The organism is Halorubrum sp. AS12 (genome assembly GCF_051122765.1).
Lineage (GTDB): Archaea > Halobacteriota > Halobacteria > Halobacteriales > Haloferacaceae > Halorubrum > Halorubrum trapanicum.
In genome coordinates, this window is the sequence record NZ_CP185385.1 from 2339355 (window position 1) to 2359633 (window position 20279).

General features: G+C 69.6%; 20 protein-coding genes and 3 pseudogenes. 13 read left to right on the forward strand and 10 right to left on the reverse strand.

Annotated features, from left to right (window positions below):
- Positions 1-237 precede the first annotated feature (237 nt).
- On the forward strand, positions 238-978 hold the full coding sequence (locus ACODNG_RS11900) for a helix-turn-helix domain-containing protein (protein WP_434521479.1): 741 nt from the start codon (positions 238-240) through the stop codon (positions 976-978).
- A 48-nt stretch (positions 979-1026) separates the two neighbouring features.
- On the forward strand, positions 1027-1218 hold the full coding sequence (locus ACODNG_RS11905) for a hypothetical protein (RefSeq protein ID WP_434521480.1): 192 nt from the start codon (positions 1027-1029) through the stop codon (positions 1216-1218).
- A gap of 67 nt (positions 1219-1285) precedes the next feature.
- On the opposite strand, the pseudogene ACODNG_RS11910 reads toward ACODNG_RS11905, so the two are convergent.
- The 3 genes and pseudogenes from ACODNG_RS11910 to ACODNG_RS11920 form a co-directional block, all read right to left on the reverse strand.
- A pseudogene (locus tag ACODNG_RS11910) lies at positions 1286-2688 on the reverse strand (M28 family peptidase).
- A gap of 56 nt (positions 2689-2744) precedes the next feature.
- Positions 2745-3452 carry a DUF2270 domain-containing protein gene (locus ACODNG_RS11915; RefSeq protein ID WP_434521481.1) on the reverse strand — a complete coding sequence of 236 codons (708 nt, stop codon included), beginning with the start codon at positions 3450-3452 and terminating at the stop codon, positions 2745-2747.
- A 72-nt stretch (positions 3453-3524) separates the two neighbouring features.
- Positions 3525-3860, reverse strand: coding sequence for a DUF7113 family protein (locus ACODNG_RS11920; RefSeq protein WP_434521482.1), 336 nt, complete (start codon positions 3858-3860; stop codon positions 3525-3527).
- A 113-nt stretch (positions 3861-3973) separates the two neighbouring features.
- Here ACODNG_RS11920 and ACODNG_RS11925 point away from each other — a divergent pair.
- Positions 3974-5876: pseudogene (locus tag ACODNG_RS11925) on the forward strand (ATP-binding protein).
- A gap of 36 nt (positions 5877-5912) precedes the next feature.
- On the opposite strand, the gene ACODNG_RS11930 reads toward ACODNG_RS11925, so the two are convergent.
- Complete coding sequence (locus ACODNG_RS11930) at positions 5913-6323, reverse strand: RDD family protein (protein WP_434521483.1); 411 nt, start codon at positions 6321-6323, stop codon at positions 5913-5915.
- 145 nt (positions 6324-6468) lie between these two features.
- Between ACODNG_RS11930 and ACODNG_RS11935 the strand changes: the two genes are divergently transcribed.
- Complete coding sequence (locus tag ACODNG_RS11935; RefSeq protein ID WP_434521484.1) at positions 6469-6921, forward strand: universal stress protein; 453 nt, start codon at positions 6469-6471, stop codon at positions 6919-6921.
- 26 nt (positions 6922-6947) lie between these two features.
- Here the strand turns inward: ACODNG_RS11935 and ACODNG_RS11940 are convergent, their stop codons facing one another.
- The 5 genes from ACODNG_RS11940 to ACODNG_RS11960 form a co-directional block, all read right to left on the reverse strand.
- Positions 6948-7235: a transcriptional regulator gene (locus ACODNG_RS11940; protein WP_434521485.1), complete on the reverse strand. Its 288-nt coding sequence runs from the start codon at positions 7233-7235 to the stop codon at positions 6948-6950.
- A gap of 207 nt (positions 7236-7442) precedes the next feature.
- On the reverse strand, positions 7443-7919 hold the full coding sequence (locus tag ACODNG_RS11945; RefSeq protein WP_434521486.1) for a 50S ribosomal protein L11: 477 nt from the start codon (positions 7917-7919) through the stop codon (positions 7443-7445).
- Positions 7920-8538: 619 nt separating this feature from the next.
- Positions 8539-9915, reverse strand: a complete 1377-nt coding sequence (locus ACODNG_RS11950) for an MFS transporter (protein WP_434521487.1) — start codon at positions 9913-9915, stop codon at positions 8539-8541.
- Entirely contained in the window at positions 9912-10658 is a 747-nt protein-coding gene (locus tag ACODNG_RS11955) for a TetR/AcrR family transcriptional regulator (protein WP_434521488.1), read from the reverse strand. The genes ACODNG_RS11950 and ACODNG_RS11955 overlap by 4 nt, the downstream gene beginning before the upstream one ends.
- A 179-nt stretch (positions 10659-10837) precedes the next feature.
- Entirely contained in the window at positions 10838-11032 is a 195-nt protein-coding gene (locus ACODNG_RS11960) for a cold-shock protein (RefSeq protein WP_283401708.1), read from the reverse strand.
- Between the two features lie 163 nt (positions 11033-11195).
- Between ACODNG_RS11960 and sdhC the strand changes: the two genes are divergently transcribed.
- From sdhC to ACODNG_RS11990, 6 genes and pseudogenes are all read left to right on the forward strand, one after another.
- Entirely contained in the window at positions 11196-11621 is a 426-nt protein-coding gene (sdhC, locus tag ACODNG_RS11965) for a succinate dehydrogenase, cytochrome b556 subunit (protein WP_210113348.1), read from the forward strand.
- Between the two features lies 1 nt (position 11622).
- Entirely contained in the window at positions 11623-11994 is a 372-nt protein-coding gene (locus tag ACODNG_RS11970) for a succinate dehydrogenase hydrophobic membrane anchor subunit (protein WP_434521489.1), read from the forward strand.
- 7 nt (positions 11995-12001) lie between these two features.
- Positions 12002-12893: pseudogene (locus ACODNG_RS11975) on the forward strand (succinate dehydrogenase/fumarate reductase iron-sulfur subunit).
- A gap of 53 nt (positions 12894-12946) precedes the next feature.
- Positions 12947-14776, forward strand: a complete 1830-nt coding sequence (locus ACODNG_RS11980) for an FAD-binding protein (RefSeq protein ID WP_434521490.1) — start codon at positions 12947-12949, stop codon at positions 14774-14776.
- A 266-nt stretch (positions 14777-15042) separates the two neighbouring features.
- The gene (locus ACODNG_RS11985) at positions 15043-15270 is read left to right on the forward strand and encodes a helix-turn-helix domain-containing protein (RefSeq protein ID WP_434521491.1); all 228 of its coding nucleotides are present in this window, start codon (positions 15043-15045) and stop codon (positions 15268-15270) included.
- Between the two features lie 107 nt (positions 15271-15377).
- Complete coding sequence (locus ACODNG_RS11990) at positions 15378-16013, forward strand: uracil-DNA glycosylase (protein ID WP_434521492.1); 636 nt, start codon at positions 15378-15380, stop codon at positions 16011-16013.
- Positions 16014-16042: 29 nt separating this feature from the next.
- On the opposite strand, the gene ACODNG_RS11995 is transcribed toward ACODNG_RS11990, so the two are convergent.
- A complete protein-coding gene (locus ACODNG_RS11995; protein ID WP_434521493.1) occupies positions 16043-17218 on the reverse strand; it encodes an NAD-binding protein in 1176 nt (391 codons plus the stop codon).
- A gap of 157 nt (positions 17219-17375) precedes the next feature.
- Between ACODNG_RS11995 and ACODNG_RS12000 the strand changes: the two genes are divergently transcribed.
- From ACODNG_RS12000 to ACODNG_RS12010, 3 genes are read left to right on the forward strand one after another with little or no spacing between them, the layout of a single operon-like run.
- A complete protein-coding gene (locus ACODNG_RS12000) occupies positions 17376-18641 on the forward strand; it encodes a potassium channel family protein (protein ID WP_434521494.1) in 1266 nt (421 codons plus the stop codon).
- Positions 18638-19957 (forward strand): TrkA C-terminal domain-containing protein, encoded by a 1320-nt coding sequence (locus ACODNG_RS12005; RefSeq protein WP_434521495.1) that lies wholly within the window; start codon positions 18638-18640, stop codon positions 19955-19957. The genes ACODNG_RS12000 and ACODNG_RS12005 overlap by 4 nt, the downstream gene beginning before the upstream one ends.
- Before the next feature lie 23 nt (positions 19958-19980).
- The gene (locus ACODNG_RS12010) at positions 19981-20265 is read left to right on the forward strand and encodes a ubiquitin-like small modifier protein 1 (RefSeq protein ID WP_434521496.1); all 285 of its coding nucleotides are present in this window, start codon (positions 19981-19983) and stop codon (positions 20263-20265) included.
- Positions 20266-20279 lie beyond the last annotated feature (14 nt).

Below are 20279 nucleotides of genomic sequence, written 5' to 3' on the forward strand. Positions count from 1 at the left end.
CCTGCCGCGCCGCGGGAGACCTCGGTCTGGCCGGGCTGCGATTCCGTTTCGACGCCGGGAGTCGCGTCGCTGGCGGCCGTGGGAACGGTGGCTCGGTCGAAACCCGTCATCACAAGGGGCTCAGTGGGGGTAACCGACTCGTCATCGCCACCACGTCGACGGTTGCGCGCTCGCGGGTATAAATGGCTCGCGACCGGTCCGGAACCCGTTTGAACCCCGGCGGCGTCAGGGTCGATCATGCGGGAAGTGACGTTCCGGATCCACCACGCGGGGGAGCCGGAGTGCGAGGTGAGCGCGCGCCACCCGGAGGTACGGTACCGCTCCGTCTCGTCGATGACGGGGAGCGGTCCGGAGCGCAAGCGGATCGCCGAACTCACCGGACCGCCGGACGAGATCGAGGCGTTCGTCGAGGAGTTCCGCGAGTTCGACCTGATCGTCTCCGCCGAGCCGCTGGCGCCGATCGAAGGTACCCACGCGTACGTCGCCCTGACGATCGACGTCGCGGCGGCCGACTGGGAGGGGATCAGCGAGCGGTTCTCGCGGATGGGGATTCACTACCGGACGGGGACGACCATCTCCGGCGGCGTCGAGCGCTGGACGGCGTACCTGGAGGAAGACGACGATCTCTCGGCGGTGATGCGCGAGCTGGAACGCGGCGGCAACGAGGTGGAGCTGGCGCGGAACGTGGAGCTGGCCTCTATCGAGCGCTCCCCGCAGCTCCCCGCCTCCGGACTCCTCGACGGTCTCACCGACAGGCAGCGGGAGGTCCTCGCGACCGCGATCGCCGCGGGCTACTACGACCACGGCGGCGGCGTGGGCGTCGAGGAGGTCGCCGCCGAGCTGGGACTCGGCTCGACGACGGTGTGGGAACACCTCTCGCGAGCCGAGTCGGTCGTGATGAACGCGCTGTTCGACCGGTTCGCCGAGGGGGAACCGGTCGGCGCCGTCCGCGAGTCGGATCGGTCGGATTCGTCGTGAACGGGGGTCCGAACAACGCTTTTGTAGCTTCGGGACGCAGCGCCGAGTATGGACGACGGAACCGTCTCCGTGCCGGACGAGCAGTACGAGCGCCTCGCGGCCCTCGCCGCCGCCCGCGGCGTGACCCCCGAGACGCAGCTGGCCCGGCTAATCGACGACGCGTACGCCGGTCTCGACGCCGACGGCGACGCCCCCGACTCGCTCCCGCTCGGCGTCTCCGACGGCTCCGGCGAGGAGTGAGTCGGACGCCGAGGCGGCGAGCGGTCCGTGAGCCGCCGCGCCCGGCGTCCTCTCTACTCCGCGGCTCTCACTCCTCGTACGGCCACCGCCCGCCCGTCTTCAGCTCCTCGACGTACCCCTCGTCGATGGCGTCGCGGATCGACTCCCGCGACCGGTGGGTCGCCTCGACCTCCCCCGTCGCGAACCGGTAGACGGCCGCGGTCACGAGCGTCGCCACCTCGCGGAGGTCTCTGGAGTCGAGCTTGTCGAGGGTGTCGGCGTGGGTGTGGCCCCAGCCGCGCCCGGACTGGTCGCTCGTCGTCGAGGCCATCACGGCCGGGATCCCCTCCTGGACGAACGCCCACTGGTCGCCGTGCGGCGCGATCGTCTCGCCGGTCGTCAGGGGCGCGTCGAACGCGTCCGCGACCGCCTCGAAAACCGACCGCATCCCGTCGAACCCGTTCGTTCCCACGCGGAGGTTCCGCGAGCTGCAGGCGCCGTCGAGGTTGACCACGCAGGCGATCTCCTCGCGCGCCGTCGTCTCCGCGGTGTGATACGCCCCCCACAGCCCGATCTCCTCGGAGCCGAAGGTGACGAGGCGGACCCGCGTGTCGAGGTCGCCCTCGACGGTCGCGAGCAGGCGGCCGACCTCCGCGACGAGCGCCGACCCCGCGCCGTTGTCGTTGGCGCCGTCGCTCACGTCGTGGGCGTCGACGTGGGCGGTGAGGTACACCGCCTCCTCTGTCTCCGGGCCGACCTCAGCAACCGCGTTCACCGAGGTCGTCGGCTCGTTCCGGCAGTCGACGTCGAGCGAGACGGTCGGGCGGTCTCCCGCTGCGGCGCCGCCTCCCGAACCGTTGCCACCTTCCCTGTCCCCCCGGCCGCCGCGGCGAGTCGCGCGAGCCGGTCGCCGACCTCCTTCGAGACGCCGACCGCGGGGATCGGTCCGGGGCGGTTGTGGTAGCCGATCTCGCCGGTCGGCGGGAGCGCCCCCTCGATGTGGTTGCGGAAGACGAACCCGACGGCGCCGCGCTCGGCCGCCGCGACGTACTTCTCCATCCGGTGGATCCACCGGTCGTGGCTCTCGGGCGTGCGCGAGGAGGCCATCGCGACCGCGCCCTCCAGCTCCTCTTCCGCGGCCGCGAACTCCTCGTCGGTGCCGTCGCCCACGTCGACGAGCGGGGCGGTCACCTCGCCGCTGGGCGTGCCGGGTAACGCGATCACCTCGTGGGAGTTCTCGTGGCGACGCTCGACCGCGCCGGACACCGACAGCGACGACGCGCCGCGCCACCAGCCGGGGATCTCGAACTCGTCGAGACCGGCGTTCCGCAGGCCGGCCGCCTCGAACGCCTCGACGACGCGCTCGGCGCCGCGGCGCTCGCCGGTCGATCCCGCCATGCGGTTCCCGATGTCGGTCAGGTCGGTGAGGAGGTCCCACCCGAAGTCACTCGTCCGCGCGTCGCCGACGACGCGGTCCGGTAGCTCGGTCATACGGCGTGGTTGGGCCGCGGTCGAAAAGGGCTGTGGGAAGCGGGGACGCGGGCCGGCTACTTCCACTCGTCGTCGGCCTCGGCGGCCTGCATCTCGCCTTTGGCCCGTCTCGGGGCCCGCCGGAGCGTCAGCATCAGCACGAGGAGGGAGGAACAGGCCACGATGGCGAGGACGATCGCGCCCGGTATCGCGCCGACCGCGGCCGTCTCGACGACGCCACTTCCGGGGGGAGTGAACACGGTGAGCCTTACGATCCACGCGGCGATGAGGACGGAGAAGAGCGGCGCGTACACCCGGCGGAGGCGCCGGGACACCGCCTCGATGCTCGGCATCTTGATCGTCGGCTCCCGGAGGTCCGCGCTCAGGAGCCGCCGCCAGTTCGACTCCTCGACGCCCTCCGGGTCGAGCGCGTTCGCGAACACGTTCTCTTCGAGGAGCCGCACGCGGGACCGCCAGACGTCGAAGGTGCGGTACCGGCGCGTCTCGATGCCGAGGAAGACGCTGAGCATAACGAGTCCGATGAGCAGTACGTAGTGCGGCCGCGACTCGTTCGAGAAGGTCCACGTGAGCAGCGACGCGGTCACCACCACCGCCCAGTTCGTCGTCCGGTCGATCCGGGTCCGCCACGAGCTCGTCCGACCGAGTTCGCCGCGGTAGGTGTGGGCCATCAGCGAGAGGAAGTCGGAGCGGTCGCTGGCCGCCTCGGCGGCGACCTCGCGCTCCTCCCACGACCCCGGATCGAACTCTTCGGATGGATCGGACATACGGCCCGTACTGGGTCTAAACGGGTAAGATCGCGGTTTGTGGCGGGCGCGGTCGTGGTTCGGCGGCGGAACTCAGACGGGGTCCGCCGCGCTCACTTCGACCTCGACGTCGGCGGGGTCGACGCCGATCCGCGCGAACTGCGTCCGGACGTGCTCGCGCGCCGCCGCGACCGCCTGCTCGCGGGTGTCGAACCCGCGGGGCATCGGCTCCTCGAAGGCGACGCGGATCTCCTCGCCGTCGACGACGAGCGGCGATCCGCCGCTCTCGACCTCGTAGAAGGAGTCGCACACCCACACGTACGGCGCGTCCTCGTTCGGCGCGCCCTTGTACGCGGGCGGCTCCTCCCCGCGCTCGAACACCGTGCCGGTGAGGTCCGTCCCGCCGCCGCTGCCGCGAACGAGTATCATGCCACGAGTAGGGGGCCGAGCGGGATAAGGCCCCCGCGACGGCTCAGCGCCGGGAGAACCGACCGCGCGACGCGAGGGCAAACGCTTTCGGCCCGGCGACCGGTGGATACGCCATGACCCTGGAGGATTTCACCGAGTTCAGCGGTGACGGCGACGGCGACGGCACTCGGGGTGAGACCGACGACGCCGGAGACGAGGCCGAGTCCGCGGCTGACGGCGGGAGTGCGGCCGACACCGGGAGTGCGGTTGACGCCGCGACCGCCGATTCGGCGTCGACCGACGCTGCCGACGCACCCGGCGACGCCGATGACGACGCGTTCGCCGCCTACGAGGCGACGCCGGCCGGCAGCGACGCGGGTCTCGGCGTCGTGTCGGTATCGCAGGGGCTTCGCGTCGCCGAGGAGGAGGATGAGACGTCCCTGAAGGCGTTCGTCACGACGGACAACCGCGAGTCGGTCCGGCTCGGGAAGTACCTCCTGATCCCCTACCCTGACGGCGAGCGGCTGTTCTGTCGGATCACGGGGCTGGAGTACGCGCAGGAGTTCCAGTCGGACGACGCGACCGAGATCCACGCCCGCCGGCAGATGCGACGCGACGAGTTCGCCGAGCGCGACTACAAGTTCGTCGCCGACCTGGAGCCGATGTCCGTCGTCTACGGCGAGGGCGATTCGATGAAACGCCGGATGACGGACCGAGTCCCCAAGCCCGGCGCCGTCGTCGAGGAGGCGGCCGACGACGCCGAGATCAAGACGGGGCTGAAGATCCCGGACGACGGCGTCTTCCTCGGCCACCTCTCGGTCGGCGGCGAGAAGGTCCGGACCGCGGCGGAGCCGCCCACGGTCGACTATCGGGTAAAAGACGACTACGCCGACGGCGACCCGCTCGCGTTCCGCCACACGCTCGTCGCCGGCGGCACCGGTTCGGGGAAGACCCACGCCTCGAAGAACGTCCTCCGGCAGTACCTCGATTCGGACCGGACGTATCCGATGGGCGACGGCCGCGAGTCGCGGATGGCGGTCGTCCAGTTCGACCCGCAGGACGAGTACGCGCAGATCGCACGACGACAACCCCGACCTCGACGACGCGTTCGCCCGTCGCTTGGAGCGCGAGGGGATCGCCCACGGCGGCCACGACGACACGGTCGCCCTCGTGCCCCGGGTCGCGAACGCGACGTACCCCGGGGAGGGCCACCGCGCCGAGCGCGTCGAGTTCACGATCCCCTTCTCACTCGCGCAGGAGATGCCGTGGCTGGTGGCCGGGTCGGGACTCAACGACAACCAGTACCCCGCGCTGTTGACGCTTCTCAACCGATTCTTCGACAATTACGGCGACTCGGGCACCTACAGCCAGTTCCTCTCGTACCTCGACGACCCGGCGCTCAAAGAGGAGCTCCACGAGAGCGGTCGGGTCCACGAGGCGACGTTCGACGCCGTCAAACGACGGGTCCGCGGGGTCCCGAGCGGCGTGTTCGACCAGGACGCGAAGCCGATCACGGAGCTGGACCACACGCTCGTCCGCCCCGGCGGTCTCTCCGTCGTCCCCACCTACCACCTGCCGACCTCACGGCAGAAGGAGATCGTCGTCCTCGCGGTCGCGGGGCTGCTCATCGACGACAAGCTCTCGAACGACCCGGAGAGCGACCGGATCAAGGAGACGCCCCTGCTGGTTGGGATGGACGAGGCGCACAACTTCCTCGCCGACGCCGACAACGTCCAGGCGCAGAAGGTGGTCCAGAAGTTCACGGAGGCCGCCAAGCAGGGTCGCAAGGAACGGCTGGGCCTGTTCCTGATCACCCAAGACCCGCAGGACGTGGCGGAGTCGGTGTTCAAGCAGGTGAACACGAAGATCGTGTTGAACCTCGGCGACGAGGACGCCATCAGCAGCGTCAACATCCCGACGAACCTCGCCGGCAAGGTGCCGTACATGGAGAAGGGACAGATGGTCGTCTACTCGCCGGACAACTCCGAGCCGGTCGAGCTGATCGGCCTCTCGGAGTGCGTGACGCGCCACGACTGACGCCGGGGTCTTACACGACTGACGACGAGAGCCTTCCTAGACCCGCACGACGAGCGTATCCGCCCACTGGTCGCCGAGCCGCTGGTTGTCGGACGAATCGGCGATGAACACGACGCCGGCGAGGATCAGCAACAGCGAGCCGCCGCCGACGATCTTGGTGACGTTTCGCACGACGGCGGCGACTGCGGAGACCTCGTCGCCGTTCGTGTCGACGACCTCGATTCCGACGATCCACTTCCCCGGCGTGTGGCCCCAGACCGCCTCCGACACGACGAGCCAGCCGACCGGGACGAGGAGGAACGGGAGGTCGGCGAGGCCGGCCGAGGCGACGCCGACCGGAAGCGAGACGACCGCGGCGACGACGAGGCTCGCGACGATGTCGATGAGCCACGCGCCGCCGCGGGCGGTGACCGACGCCAGCTGCGACTGCGCGTACGGGTTGCTCATACGAGCCGGTGAACGGCCGCCCGGCAAGTGTTTTTTGAACGGCTTCTTCCGCTGATCGATCCCCCTCTACCGTCTCTCCGAGCGGATTTTTGCCGAATCGGAGTCGCCGCCGCCATTTTTAACCTGAGCGCGCGAACCCTCGCGTATGTCCAAGCGTATCCTCGTCGCGGTCGACGGGTCGGAGGAGGCGGCCGAAGCGCTCCGGTTCGCGGCCGACGAGTGGCCCGACGCCGAACTCACGGCGCTCCACGTGATCAACCCCGCGGACTCGGCGACGGGCGCGGAGGGCGGGTTCCCGGGCGCCTCCGACCAGTGGTACGAAAGCGCCAAACAGCGCGGCGAGCGGGTCCTCTCCGAGACGACCGAGGCGGCCGGTCGGGAGATCAAGACGAGACTGGAAGTCGGCCGCCCGACGAAGACGATCCTCGACGTGGCGGGCGGCGAGGAGCCGGTCGGCGGGGACGACGGCTCCGGCGAGCCGTTCGACCACGTCGTGTTGGCGAGTCGAGGCCGGACCGGGATCTCTCGGGTCCTCCTCGGCAGCGTCGCCGAGGGCGTCGTCCGCCGCGCCGAGGTGCCCGTCACCGTCGTTCGCTGAGCGGTCCCGCGAGCCGAGACCGACGATCACTCCTCGGCGCGCTCGGCCGCGACCACCTCGCCGACCATCGACCACCCCTCCTCGTCGGGACCGGAGCGACCGAGCAGGATCCGCTCGTGGTCCTCGGAGCTTATCAGCCGGAAGTCGGCGTTGCGGTCGGCGTCGGTCCGGACGCCCTCGCCGCGGAATTCCCGCTGGAAGAACTCGGTCGACGAGAACTCGAAGACGCCGGTTTCGCCGGAATCGAGTTCGAGCCGCACCGCTCGGGGTTGGACGTTGTGGATCCGTTTCGCGATCGGATGAAGGTCCGGCATACCGGCGTGTGGCCGCGGTTCGGAGATAAAACCGCCGAAGCGCACGCGCCGTCGAACTGAGGGCGCATGCGCTCTTCGTCGAACCGAGGGGGCGTGCGCTCTCGGTCGGGTTGACGGCGCGTGCGCTCTCGGTCGAGTCGGGCGCGTCGGAACGCGGTCGCCGGGAAACCTACGCCGAAAAGAACGTTCGTCGTCGGAGTCGCGGCGTTACTCGTCGAGGACGTCGTCGTAGTCGCCGGCGTCGACGCGGTCGTCGAACGTCCGGGCGTCCTCGCCCTCGATGGTGACGCCGAGGGAGGCGCAGGTGCCGCCGACCTCCTTGGCGGCGGCCTTCGTGTCGTACGCGAGCAGGTCGCTCGACTTCTGCTCGGCGACCGTCTTCACCTGCTCGATGGACATGTCCGCGACGAACTCCTTCTGGGGCTCGCCGGAGCCGGTCTCGAAGCCGGCCTCGTCCTTGATGAGCTCCGCGGTGGGCGGCACGCCGACTTCGATGGTGAAGGCGCCGTCGTCGTCGTAGTCGACGGTGACGGGCACTTCCATGCCGTCGAACGCGGCGGTCTCGTCGTTGATCTGCGCGACGACGTCCTGAACGTCCACCGGCGTCGGTCCGAGCTCGGGACCGAGCGGCGGGCCGGGGGTGGCCTGCCCGCCGGGGACGAGCGCTTCGATAGTTCCAGCCATGTCCGTACGAACCCGTCGGCGACTTTTAACGGTTGTTCTTTCGGGTAGGGGGAGTCAGCGGTTCGCACACCATACAGATCGACTGAATAGCGGTGAACAACTCGCTCGACGAGACACGGCAGTTCAGTACGTGTTTATAAGAGTTCACGCGATACCGAGTGGAACGCCACCGACCCCCCGCCGCTTGTTTATAATTGACCGACAACGGGCGCTCGGCGGTGACCGCCTCCAAAGCCCCAGTCGCTCGGCTGTACGTGATCACTCACTCTGCGGTGACTGCCTCCAAAGCCCCAGCCGCGAGGCGGGCGCACGCTCGCTGCGCTCCTCGGTCGCTCACTTCGTTCGCTCCCTGCGGTGCTTGCGTCGCCTGCGCCCGCCTCGCGGCTGCCCCTTTGAGTCCCGCCCAGCACAGCACCGCACCTCACGCCTCCCCAGCCTCGTCAGTCGCCGTCGCTTCGCTCCGGCGACTGACTCCAGCGAGGGACCTCCGGTCCCTCTGGCAGCCGGCGCGTAGCGCCGGCGACCTCGCACGTGCTCCTCACGCCCTGCGGGCGTTCGGAGGCACGCGCCACCGCCTATCTACTTATAAATCGTGTCCACGGGTCGAAGGCCGCCTTGACTACGAATCCGCGGCGCTCGACCGCTCGCTCGGACCTGTCTCGTCCGCCGCGTGCCCGGGGAGGAAGGTTCCGGTCTCCCGGCGGACGCCGACGAGCAGGACGGCGCCCGCGGCGAGCGGGAGGACGGCGCAGGCGGCGTAGATGGGCGTAAAGCCCACCGCCTCGATCAGCGGGAGCGACACCATCGGCCCGAGACCGCCGCCCACGTCGCCGAGGACGTTGTTCGTCCCGGAGGCGCGGCCCATCCGCTCGTCGGGGGTGAGGTCCGCGAGCAGGGCCATCATCGGGCCGCTCGTCCCGCCCTGGCCGGCGCCGATGAAGACGCAGGCCAGCCCTAAGGAGAGGACCGACCCGGCCCGAGCGAGCAGCAGGAACCCGACGAACGAGACGACGAGGAACGTGAGCAAGATTGGCGTCCGGGAGTCGCGGGTGTCGGAGACCCGCCCCCCGACGAGCATGAAGAACGCGGCCGAGAGGACCGTGCCGGCCATGAACAGCCCGGAGGTTCCCTGCGGGGCCAGCCCGAACAGCGAGATGTCGTTCTCGCCGAGGAACAAGACGAGCGTGGAGAACAGCGCGCCGATGTACGCGAACATCAGCCCGAAGTTGACCAGCCCGACCGTCACCGCGGGGACGGCGGTGTCGACCTCCCACGGCCTGATCGAGTCTCCGGATCGGTCGCCCGTGACGTGGGTCTCCGGGACGTAGCGGTGGGCGACGACGCTGGCGGTGAGCGCGAACGCGGCGGCGACGACGAACGCGGCGACGTTGCCCGCGACCGCGGAGACGACGCCGCCCAGCACGAGACCGGCCGGGAACCCCATCGTGATCCCGCCGCGGACGATCCCCATGTTCGTCCCCCGCGAGCCGCCGTCGGAGAGGTCGGCCGCGATGGTGTACGCGGTCGCGAACACCGCGGCGGAGCCGAGCCCCCAGAGGACCCGCGCGAGCAGGAACCACGTCTCGGGCGCGACGACCCCCGAAAGCGCCGTGAACCACCAGTCCGGGCCAACGGCCAGCGGGCCGGCCGCGAGCGTCGGCAGCGACGTCGCGAGCGGGCGGAGCGACTCGGCGGGCGGCATCGCGAGCGCGACGACGTAGCCGAGCGTGGCGACCCCCTCGACGAACAGGCCGATCACGAACGGCTTTCGCGTCCCGTACCGGTCGACGAGGGCGCCGGCGGGCGCGTTCGCGACGAGTCGAACCCACCGGTTCGCGGAGAGGATCACGCCGACCATGAACGCCGAGATGCCGAGCACCGCGCCGAGGTTCGGTAAGATCGGGAAGACGACGCCGCCGCCGAAGCCGACGAAGAAAGTGCTCGCGATCACCGCGAGCAGCACCGGCGGCGGTCGCTCGAAGCCGAAGCGCGTCATTCGGGACCGTCTGCGGCCGCGTCGGCCTCCGGGTCGTCCGGTTTCGGGTCATCCGGTTCCGGGTCGTCCGGCTCCGGACTTTCCGGGTCCCGCCGGAGCGCCTCGATCGCCGCGTCGAGCGGCGGCAGCTCCGCCCCGTCGGCGAGCAGCGGCTCGACGATCCGCCGGAGCGTCGCCTCCGCCACGGTGCGGGTGTAGCCGTCGGCCTCGTCGCCTCGAACGGAGTTAGCGAGGGTGATCTGTCGGGTCCGGGCGCCGTCGAGGGTCGCCACGATCATCGCCGCCGTCTCCTCAACGTCGACGTCGCGGAAGACGCCGGTCTCGATGCCGTCCGCGAGGATGTCGGCGACGGTCCCCCGGAGCAGCCGGTCGCTGCGCGCCAGCTGCTCGCGGATCCGCTCGTTGAACGGTCCCTGCGTCCGCAGCTCCAGCAGCGCGATGTGGAACGCCTCGCGGTCGGTCTCGTCGGGAGCGAAGACGAACCACCCGATGAACTGGACCAGCCGCTCGACGGGCGGGTCGGCGGCGCGGGCCGCGATCCGCTCCTCGGAGTCGGAGACGATGTACTCTAAGAAGGCGACGAGCAGGTCCTCTTTCGTGTCGTAGTGGTAGTGAAGCAGCGACTTGCTCTTCGAACACTCGTCCGCGATGTCCTGCATCGTCAGGTCGGCGTACCCGTGAGCGCGGAGGGCGCTGTACACCCCGTCCATGATCTCTTCGGCCGCGCTCGGCGCGTCGCTCATTGACTGACCGGTCAGTCAACGAGCGGTAAATTCCTATCGGTCGGGGACGTTGCCGCCGAAAACCGCTCTCGTCGAAACGGTCCGGCGGTGAAGCCCGTCCGGCGGTGAAGCCAGCACGGCGCGGCCGCTCGGGGAGCGAGAACGGTCGAAAAGCGATTCGCCTCGGTGTCGTCGCCGACTTACAGACGCGTGACGTTCGTCGCGCGCGGACCCTTGTCCGCTTCCTCGATGTCGAACTCGACTTCCTGACCCTCTTCGAGGTCCGGACCGCCGACGTCCTCCATGTGGAAGAACACGTCCTCGTCCGCGTCGTCAGTCGAAATGAAACCGTAGCCACCAGTGTCGTTGAAGAAATCGACTTCGCCTTTCGCCATTGCGACCGGAAAACCGGGACTGGGACATAAAAGGATTCCGCGACTGTCCGGGGCGTGAAATGCCGTGTCACACGACCGTGACGCCCCTCAGATTTCGGAAACGCGGGAGCGAGCGCCGCCGTGTTAGTAACTACTATACGACGCCGGTTCAGAACCGTTAGGTATGAGTCAGTCGTACAATCGAGGCCTCATCGAGGACTTCTCCCGCTGGCGGGAGTTCGAGGCGGGGATGTGGGCGTGGATCTTCCACAAGTTCACGGGATGGGTGCTCATCGGGTACCTGTTCACGCACATCGCCGTCCTGAGTACGGGGATCCCGGCAGCCGGGGCGAGCGAAGCGGCGATCAGCGCGGGCAACGACGTGTACACGCAGACCATCGTCTCCCTGGAAGGGCTGCTGCTCGTGCGCATTCTCGAAGTCGGCCTGCTGGCCGTCGCCGTCTTCCACATGCTCAACGGGACTCGGCTCCTCCTCGTCGACCTCGGAATCGGACTCGAGGCACAGGACAAGAGCTTCTACGCGTCGCTGATCCTCACCGGAGCGATCACCGTCGCGTCCGTGCCGACGTTCATCGCGGGGGCGTTCTGAGATGGCCGAGCGTTACTCCTCGTTCGACTCCGGCGGCCGGATGTGGCTGCTCCAGCGGATCACCGCGGTGTTCCTGCTGGTCGTGCTGGCGTTCCACTTCTTCCTGCTCCACTTCGTCCACCACGCCGACGAGGTGTCGTTCCTCGCGAGCGCCGGCCGCATGGAGTCGCTGAGCTACTACTCGCTGATGGTCCTCTTCCTCGTGACCGCGACGTTCCACGGGGTCAACGGCGTCTACAACGCCCTGTTGAATCAGGGACTCTCCGGCACGAAACGCACCGTGATCAAGTGGACGCTCGTCGCCGCGAGCGTCGTGTTGATCGCGCAGGGAATCCGCACCGCGAACGCGTGGGCGGACATCGGACTCTACTGAACCGACAATGAGCACGCAAATTCCGAAGCAGACCGAGGAATCGACCGAGACCGACGCCGAGGCGGAGCCGGCTTCGAAGGGCGACGAGCGCCGCGCCGAGAAGCGGCGCCGAGCGGCCGAGCGCCGCGAGCAGCGACAGGAGGAGGAGGCGGAGAAGGCGGCCGCCGACGAGAGCACGGTCGAGCTGAAGGTGTTCCGCTACGACCCGCAGGTCGAGGGGAAACAGGAGCCGCGGTTCGACACGTTCCACGTCCCGTTCACGAAGGGGATGACCGTCCTCGACGCGCTGATGTACGCGCGCGACACGTACGACTCCTCGCTCACGTTCCGCCACTCCTGCCGGCAGGCGGTGTGCGGCTCCGACGCGATGTTCGTCAACGGCGGGCAGAAGCTGGCGTGTAAGACGCAGATCTCGGACCTCGAACAGCCGGTCCGCGTCGAGCCGCTCCCCCACGCCGAGGTGACGAAGGACCTCGTCGTCGACATGGAGCACTTCTACGAGCAGATGGAGGCCGTCGAGCCGTACTTCCAGACGAACGAGTACCCGGACGGCGAGTTAGAAGAGCAGCGGCAGGACCGCGAGAACCGCGAGAAGATCAAGATGTCCACGCGCTGTATCTGGTGTGGCGCGTGCGATGTCCTCGTGTAACATCGCCGCGGGCGACAACGAGTACCTCGGACCGGCCGCGATCAACAAGGCGTACCGGTTCGCGATGGACGAGCGCGAGGGCGAGGATATCAAACAGAAGCGCCTGGAGATCATCGAGCAGGAGCACGGCGTCTGGCGGTGTCAGACGCAGTTCTCCTGTACGGAGGTGTGCCCGAAGGACATCCCCCTCACCGAGCACATCCAGGAGCTGAAGCGCGAAGCGGTCAAAAACAATCTGAAGTTCTGGTAATTCCGACAGACAGTATCAAGGAACTCCGGAACCTACGAAATTACATACCAACAATGTACGAACACGACGTCGTCGTCGTCGGGGCCGGCGGGGCGGGACTCCGGGCGGCGATCGCGGCACAGGAAGCGGGCGCGGACGTGGCGATGGTGTCGAAGCTTCATCCCGTCCGGTCGCACACGGGCGCGGCGGAGGGCGGGATCAACGCGGCGCTTCGCGACGCCGACTCCTGGCAGGACCACGCGTACGACACGATGAAGGGGTCCGACTACCTCGGGGACGCGCCCGCGGTCGAGGCGCTCTGTCAGGAGAGCCCCGAGGAGGTCATCCGGCTCGAACACTGGGGGATGCCGTTCTCCCGCGAGGAGGACGGTCGCGTCTCCCAGCGACCGTTCGGGGGTCTCTCGTTCCCGCGGACGACGTACGCTGGCGCCGAGACTGGCCACCAGATGCTCCACACGATGTACGAGCAGGTGGTCAAACGAGGCATTACGGTGTACGACGAGTGGCACGTGATGGATCTGGCCGTCACCGACGAGGACGACCCCGCGGAGCGGACCTGTCACGGCGTGGTCGGGTACGACATCCAGAGCGGCGAAATTAGCGGCTTCCGCGCCAGTGACGGCGTCATCCTCGCGACCGGCGGGATGGGACAGGTGTTCGACCACACCACCAACGCGGTCGCCAACACCGGCGACGGCGTCGCGATGGCCTACCGCGCGGGCGTCCCGATGGAGGACATGGAGTTCATCCAGTTCCACCCGACGACCCTGCCGTCGACCGGCGTCCTCATCTCCGAGGGCGTCCGCGGCGAGGGGGGTATCCTCTACAACGAGGACGGCGAGCGGTTCATGTTCGAACACGGCTACGCGAACAACGACGGCGAGCTCGCCTCCCGCGACGTGGTCTCGCGCGCCGAGCTGACCGAGGTCAACGAGGGGCGCGGCATCGAGGACGAGTACGTCCACCTCGACATGCGCCACCTCGGCGAGGAGCGCATCCTCGACCGGCTGGAGAACATCCTCCACCTCGCGGAGGACTTCGAGGGCGCCGACGGCCTGACGGAGCCGATGCCGGTCAAGCCCGGCCAGCACTACGCGATGGGCGGCATCGAGACGAACGAGTTCGGCGAGACCGTCATCGACGGGCTGTACGCCGCCGGCGAGTGCGCCTGCGCGTCCGTCCACGGCGCCAACCGCCTCGGCGGCAACGCGCTCCCCGAACTCATCGTCTTCGGCAAGCGCGCCGGCCGCCACGCCGCGGGCGAGGAGATGGGCGAGGCCGAGGTCACGACCGGCCGGTCCAGCGACTGGGAGCCGGCCGACTACGAGTTCGGCGTCGAGGTCGGCGAGACCGGCGGTTCGGACCCGGCCGCGGCCGACGGCGGCGCCGTGGCGACCGACGCGGAGAGCGTCGTCGGGGGCGCCGTCGACCGGGCGCAGGAACGCGTCGAGGAGCTGCTCTCCCGCGACGGCCGCAACCACGCGGAGATCCGCTCCGCCGTTCAGGAGACGATGACGGCCAACGTCAACGTGTTCCGCGAGGAGGGTCGGCTGGAGGAGACGCTCGAAGACCTCCGGGAGGCCCGCGAGGCGTACAAGGACGTCGCGGTGTCGGACCCGTCGCGGACGTTCAACACCGACCTCATCCACACGATCGAGACGCGGAACATCCTCGACATCGCGGAGGCGCTGACGATGGGCGCGCTCGCCCGCGAGGAGTTCCGGGGCGCCCACTGGCGCAAGGAACACCAGGAGCGGAAAGACGAGGAGTGGCTGAAGCACACGCTCATCTCGTGGAACGACGGCGAGCCGGAGCTGTGGTACAAGCCGGTCGTCCTCGAGGGCGAGAACAAGACGTACGAGCCGAAGACCCGCTCGTACTGAGCCGGCCGACGACGCTCGATCGGCGGCGGCGCCTCGCCGCGGGCCCGTCCCGCATTCGCCGGATCGATCCGGATCGTTCATGGTTTCCTATCCGTCGACGGTCGAAACCGAGCGTCGATACGCGTCGATTTACGGTTCGTCGATTGACGTTGTTTGCTCGTATGTGAGAAAATTGGCGGCCTCAGACGTTGTTCGACGGCTTCAGATCATTTCGACGACTGTTGAATGGGGGATTTATTATCGTCGAACGCAACGCATCGGACAAGATGATCGACACGGAAACCGCGTCCGCGGCGGCCCGCGCGCTGCCCACGGAGCTCCAGTCTCCCCGAGCCAAGCTCGTCTACCTCTATCTGACCACCAACGGCGACGCGACGGTCTCGGAGATGGGCGAGTCGCTCGGCATGAAGAAGCTCTCCTTATACAGCATCCTGAAGACCCTCCGCAACGAGGGGCTCGTCGACTGCGACGGCGACTGCTACGTGCCGAACTGACGCGGCCGTTTTCTCGACGCGCGGGTCGGCGGATGCGACCTGCTTCTCTCTCGTCGCCTCGCCAGCCACAGCGGAGCGTTTAGGAACGCGGAGCGCGCAGGGCCACCGTGGACGCGAACCAGACGGAGTTCGAGAACCCGTTCGCGATGGACCCCGACTGCGAGAACTGCGAGGAGCTGTGCGGCGCCCGCGACCGCGTCGTCCACGGCTACGGCGACGTCGGCGCCGAGTTCCTCGTAGTCGGGACGGCGCCGACAGAAGCCGCCGAACGCAACGGCGTCCCCTTCACCGGCCCGGGCGGCGGCGAACGCGTCCAGTCGATCTTCGGCGACCTCGGCTTCGTCAGGTCGGAGCCGGACGCCGCGGAGCCCGACGTGCAAAACCTCTTCTTCACGAACCTGACGCGGTGTCGACACCCGGACCGCGGGCCGACAGATTGGGAGGCGGAGACCTGCGAGCCGTTCCTCAACGCGGAGATCCGGATGATCAACCCCCAGATCATCGTGCCGGTCGGCGAGCGGCCCCTCCGCGAACTGGCCATGGAGTACACGACGCGCCGGCCGGACTCCTTCGACGTCGACGCCGAACACGCGACGACGATCCGCGGGCGCGGCTTCGAGCTGGTGCCGATGAAGGAGCCGGCGTCGATGACCGACGCCGAGGCCGACGCCTTCCGCGATCACATGCGCGAGAGCGTGTTGAGCCGGGACTACCGGCAGACGAAGGGCCGACAGAGCCGCTGAGAGCGCGCCGGTGACGGCGCTTCCCGACCTCAGTCGTCGAGGTCGATGTCGTCGAGGATCCCTTCGGTCGCGTCCGCGCTGTCCGCGCCGAACGCGCAGTCGACGAGGATGTGGCCGCCGAGCGTCGACGGCGAGATCACTTGGTCGGCGCCGGCTCGGCGGAGCTTGTCGACGTTCTCCCGCTGGGTCGCGGCCGCGACGATCCGCACGTCGGGGTTGAGCTGGCGGGCGGTGAGGATGGCGAGCGCGTCGCGCGCGTCGTCCTCGGTGGCGGCGACGACCGCGCGGGCGCCGTCGAGGTTGACCCGTTCCAGCGGGTCGACGTCGCTGGGGTCCGCGGTGAACACCATAATGTCGCGCTCGGCGAGCCGTCTCGCGACGGTCTCGTCGGGCGTCACTACCGCGTAGTCGACGCCGTCGCGGGCGGCGAGTTCTTCGAGAATCGGTTCCGTCAGGTCCCCGTAGCCGAGCACGAGGACGTGGTCGTCGAGGAGGTCGATCTGTCTGTCTGTCATTTTCCCGAGCGCCTTGGAGAGCTGCGCCTCGATGGCGGGCGTGAGGAGGACCCCGAGCGCCACCGCGAAGGCGGCGACGTTCATCACGAGCGAGGAGAGCACGAACAGCTGCGCGATGTCGGAGGCGGGGCCGGTCTGCGGGATCACGTCGCCGTAGCCGACCGTGGAGGCGGTGACGACGGTGAAGTAGAACGCGTCGACGATCGTCTCGACGCCCTGGAACTGGTCGCGGAGCGCGTACGTGCCGACCGTGCCGTACGAGACCGCGGTCACGAGCGCCGCGCCCGCGGCGAGCTGGGTCGGCGACGGGGAGAAGTCCCTGTCGAACCGCCCGCGGTTGTATAAGAGTGCGGGCAGCGACAGGGCCGACAGCGCGACCAGCGGGAACGACAGCACCGACGCCTGCATCAGCCCCTGGAGTGCGGTCAGCGGAAGCAGGACCGCCGTGGAGTACCAGCCGATCCGGTAGCCGTTCCGCAGCGCGAAGCCGCTTCCGAACATCGCGAAGCCGGTTATCGTCCCGGTGAAGCCGACGGTCTGGCGGATGAAGTCGGGCACGAGGGGGGCGAGCGGACCGGAGACCCCCAGCCCGCCGATCTGGGCCAGCCCGGCGAGGATCGACAGCACCGCGACCGCGAACGTCAGGAGGATCGACGCCCGAACGGTCACCCAGTCCCGGGTCAGCTCCATACCCCCGCGTCGCCGAGACCGAACTTAAACCCCGCGAGGCCGCATCGAGTCGGACGGCTTCGACGCCGGCCGCGGAGCGTGCTGGCGGCGTCGACGGCGGATTCGACGCGACTCCCGCGCCGATACACGTTTAACCGCGCCGCCGGTTGAGGGGCGTATGTCGCTGCCCGTCGAGATCGTCTTCGGAATCTACCTCGGCGTCATCACCGGGATCGTCCCCGCGCTGGTGGCCGGGACTCTCGGGTTCGTGTTCAAGTACGTGACCGACGTGACGATCCCTGGGCTCGGGGTGGTCGTGTTGTCGCTCGCGATCGCCGGGATCAACGGTGGGCTGCTCGCCCTCAACGACGAGGCGATCCGGTCGTCGGAGCGCGCGCCGGCGATCCTCACGGCGATCATCGTCGTGTTGATGATCTCGCTGTACGCCCACGCCCAGGGAGACCGGCTCGGCGCCAGCGTTCCCAAGCGGATCTCGCTCAAACAGCTCCGCGACCGGACGCTCTCGACCGACGTGATCGAACTCGTCGGCGGCCGCGGACGCGTCTCCGTCGAAGTCGCCGGCGAGGTGAACGACATGGAGGGGTACCCGCCGCTGCCGGCCGAGACTCGCCGGGCGATCCTCGACGGCGACTGGACGTTCCCGGCCGACCTCCCGCTCGCGGAGCTGGAAGACCGGTTCGCGGAGCGGCTCCGGACCGAGCTCGACCTCGCCGACGTGGCGGTCCGGATCGACGAGCAGGCGCGCGCGACCGTCTCCGCCGCGCCGCCGACGGGGGCGCTCTCGAAGCGGGTTCCGGCCGGGAAGCGCGCGGTGTCGGTGTCGGCGCTCGTGCCGACCGGGATCGCCCGCGGGGACGTGGTCCGAGTGATCACACCCGACCTCAGAACCGAGGGTGCCGTGCTCGCCGCCCGATCGAGCGGGAAGCCGGAGCCGGGAGCGGCCGCGGCACCGAACTCCCCCGCCGCGGGCGACGACCCGGACCCGGACGATGACGCTCGGACCGACGGCGGCGAGGACGCCGTCGCCTCTCCGCCCGCGGCGACCGCGCCCACGACCACCGGCGGCGAGGGACGGGTGACGCTCGCGCTCGACCGCTCGGAGGCGGCAACGCTCCTCCGCGCCGACCGTGGGCGCGTACTGGTGCTGTCGCGGGGCACCCGTCGCGAGTACGAGCTCACGGCCCTGCTGCGCCGGACCGGGAAGCGGTTCCGCAAGGTCTCGGTCGTCGCCGGCGGGCCGCTGGACGGCCACACCATCGGCGAGGCCGAGATCCGCGAGGCGTACGACGTGGCCGTCCTCGCGGCCCGCCACGAGTCGTGGACGATCGCGCCCAGCGGGTCGCAGTCGCTGTCGGCGGGCGACGACCTGTTCGTCGTCGGGAGCCGCGACGCGCTCGACCGGTTCGCGGAGGTGGCCGCGTGACGCTCGCGCTCGCCGTCGCCAGCGCCGTGGACGTCGGCTTCGCGCGCCCCCGGCAGGCGGCGGTCGCCCTCGTCACGTTCGCGGTCGTCGCCGCCCTCGTCGCCGGGAGCGCGGCGCTGGCCTACCGCTGGTACTTTCGCGCGGAGATCCCCGAGGGCGTGACCGGGCTTATCGGCGTCTCCGTGGTCGCCTTATACCTCAACACGACCTCGCTGGGATCGGTCGCGGTCGGCGACAACCCGGCGCTGTTGGCGCCCGAGAGCGTGTTCTTCAACCTCGTCTCGCTCGGCGTAGCGGCGGTGATGGCCCCGGTCGGCCGGTACGCGGGCGACCGCCTCGCGGTCGACGTGTTCGCGCTCTCGGGGGCCAAACAGCTCGACGGCGAGCTGAGCGGGGTCGTGCGCGTCGTGGGGCGGTTCACGGCGGTGACGCTCCCGCCGGCTGACGAGATCGCCGACATGGACACGTACGACCCCGTCTCGCCGGAGAAGAAGGCGGAGCTCGCCGAGACGACCCTGCTCTTCCCGCGGAAGCTCTCGGAGGCGACCCTCCGCGAGCGGCTCGTCGCCCGGCTCAAGGAGGAGTACGGCGTCGGCTACGTCGACGTCGACCTCGACGCCGACGGGACGGTCGACTACTTCGCGGTCGGCTCCCGCGCCGCCGGACTCGGCCCGACGCTCGCGCCGGGGTCGGCGGCGGTCGCGGTCTCGGCGGACCCGCCGAACAACGCGACCGTCGGCGACACGGTTCAGCTGTGGCGCGACGATCCGGAGCCGGAGCGAGTCGCGACCGGCGAGCTGCGCGGCGTCGCCGGCGACGCCGTTACCGTCGCGCTCGACGAGTCGGACGCCGAGCGCCTGACAGACGAGGGCGGGTACCGGGTCGTGACGCTCCCCGCGGAGCCGCAGGCGGACCGCGAGTTCGCCTCCCTGCTGCGGAACGCCGACGAGACGATGGCCTCCGTCACCGTCGCGGCCGGGAGCGACCTCGACGGGAGCACGGTCGGCGAGGTCGGGGCCGTCGTCGCCGCGGTCCGCCCGGCGGAGGGGTCCGTCCAGCCGATCCCGCCGGGGTCGTACACCTTCGACGCCGGGGATCTGGTGTATCTCGTCGGGCGCCCGGACGCGATTCGCCGGTTCGAGACGGCCGCCGCGGCGTCCGACGAGGGTGGCGGATCGGGCGGATCAAACGGGACGGCGTCCGCGGCCGAGCGCGACGCCGAACTCGACGACGGCGACGGCATCGCCTCGACCGACGGCGGCGACACCGCCCCGAGCGACGACCCCGCCGACCCCGACGGGACGCAACGCTCTTGAGTCGTCCGCGCGGGGATCCGCGTATGGAGTGGAAGCTGTTCGCCGACCTCGCGGAGATCGCGGGCGGCCGCGCCGTGACCGTCGACGCGGAGCCGGGGGACACGGTCGGCGACGCCCTCGACGCGCTGTTGGACGCACACCCCGACCTGCGGGACCGCGTCATCGAGGACGGGACCGTCGCGGACCACATCAACGTCCTCCGGAACGGGCGCAGCGTCCGTCACGACGACGGACTCGACGCGACCCTCGAAGCGGGCGACGAACTGGCGCTGTTCCCGCCCGTGAGCGGCGGGAGCGTCGGCCGATAAATCGGTCGTTTCAA

Bases quoted from the DNA above. Each gene is read 5' to 3' on its own strand.
- ACODNG_RS11955 (WP_434521488.1), bottom strand. From the start codon at position 10,658: ATGAGCGACGCGCCGAGCGCGGCCGAAGAGATCATGGACGGGGTGTAC.
- ACODNG_RS11995 (WP_434521493.1), bottom strand. From the start codon at position 17,218: ATGGAGCTGACCCGGGACTGGGTGACCGTTCGGGCGTCGATCCTCCTG.
- ACODNG_RS11940 (WP_434521485.1), bottom strand. From the start codon at position 7,235: ATGCCGGACCTTCATCCGATCGCGAAACGGATCCACAACGTCCAACCC.
- ACODNG_RS11915 (WP_434521481.1), bottom strand. From the start codon at position 3,452: ATGTCCGATCCATCCGAAGAGTTCGATCCGGGGTCGTGGGAGGAGCGC.
- ACODNG_RS11970 (WP_434521489.1), top strand. From the start codon at position 11,623: ATGGCCGAGCGTTACTCCTCGTTCGACTCCGGCGGCCGGATGTGGCTG.
- ACODNG_RS11935 (WP_434521484.1), top strand. From the start codon at position 6,469: ATGTCCAAGCGTATCCTCGTCGCGGTCGACGGGTCGGAGGAGGCGGCC.
- sdhC (WP_210113348.1), top strand. From the start codon at position 11,196: ATGAGTCAGTCGTACAATCGAGGCCTCATCGAGGACTTCTCCCGCTGG.
- ACODNG_RS11980 (WP_434521490.1), top strand. From the start codon at position 12,947: ATGTACGAACACGACGTCGTCGTCGTCGGGGCCGGCGGGGCGGGACTC.
- ACODNG_RS11960 (WP_283401708.1), bottom strand. From the start codon at position 11,032: ATGGCGAAAGGCGAAGTCGATTTCTTCAACGACACTGGTGGCTACGGT.
- ACODNG_RS11930 (WP_434521483.1), bottom strand. From the start codon at position 6,323: ATGAGCAACCCGTACGCGCAGTCGCAGCTGGCGTCGGTCACCGCCCGC.
- ACODNG_RS11950 (WP_434521487.1), bottom strand. From the start codon at position 9,915: ATGACGCGCTTCGGCTTCGAGCGACCGCCGCCGGTGCTGCTCGCGGTG.
- ACODNG_RS11945 (WP_434521486.1), bottom strand. From the start codon at position 7,919: ATGGCTGGAACTATCGAAGCGCTCGTCCCCGGCGGGCAGGCCACCCCC.
- ACODNG_RS11900 (WP_434521479.1), top strand. From the start codon at position 238: ATGCGGGAAGTGACGTTCCGGATCCACCACGCGGGGGAGCCGGAGTGC.
- ACODNG_RS11920 (WP_434521482.1), bottom strand. From the start codon at position 3,860: ATGATACTCGTTCGCGGCAGCGGCGGCGGGACGGACCTCACCGGCACG.
- ACODNG_RS11905 (WP_434521480.1), top strand. From the start codon at position 1,027: ATGGACGACGGAACCGTCTCCGTGCCGGACGAGCAGTACGAGCGCCTC.
- ACODNG_RS11985 (WP_434521491.1), top strand. From the start codon at position 15,043: ATGATCGACACGGAAACCGCGTCCGCGGCGGCCCGCGCGCTGCCCACG.
- ACODNG_RS12010 (WP_434521496.1), top strand. From the start codon at position 19,981: ATGGAGTGGAAGCTGTTCGCCGACCTCGCGGAGATCGCGGGCGGCCGC.
- ACODNG_RS12000 (WP_434521494.1), top strand. From the start codon at position 17,376: ATGTCGCTGCCCGTCGAGATCGTCTTCGGAATCTACCTCGGCGTCATC.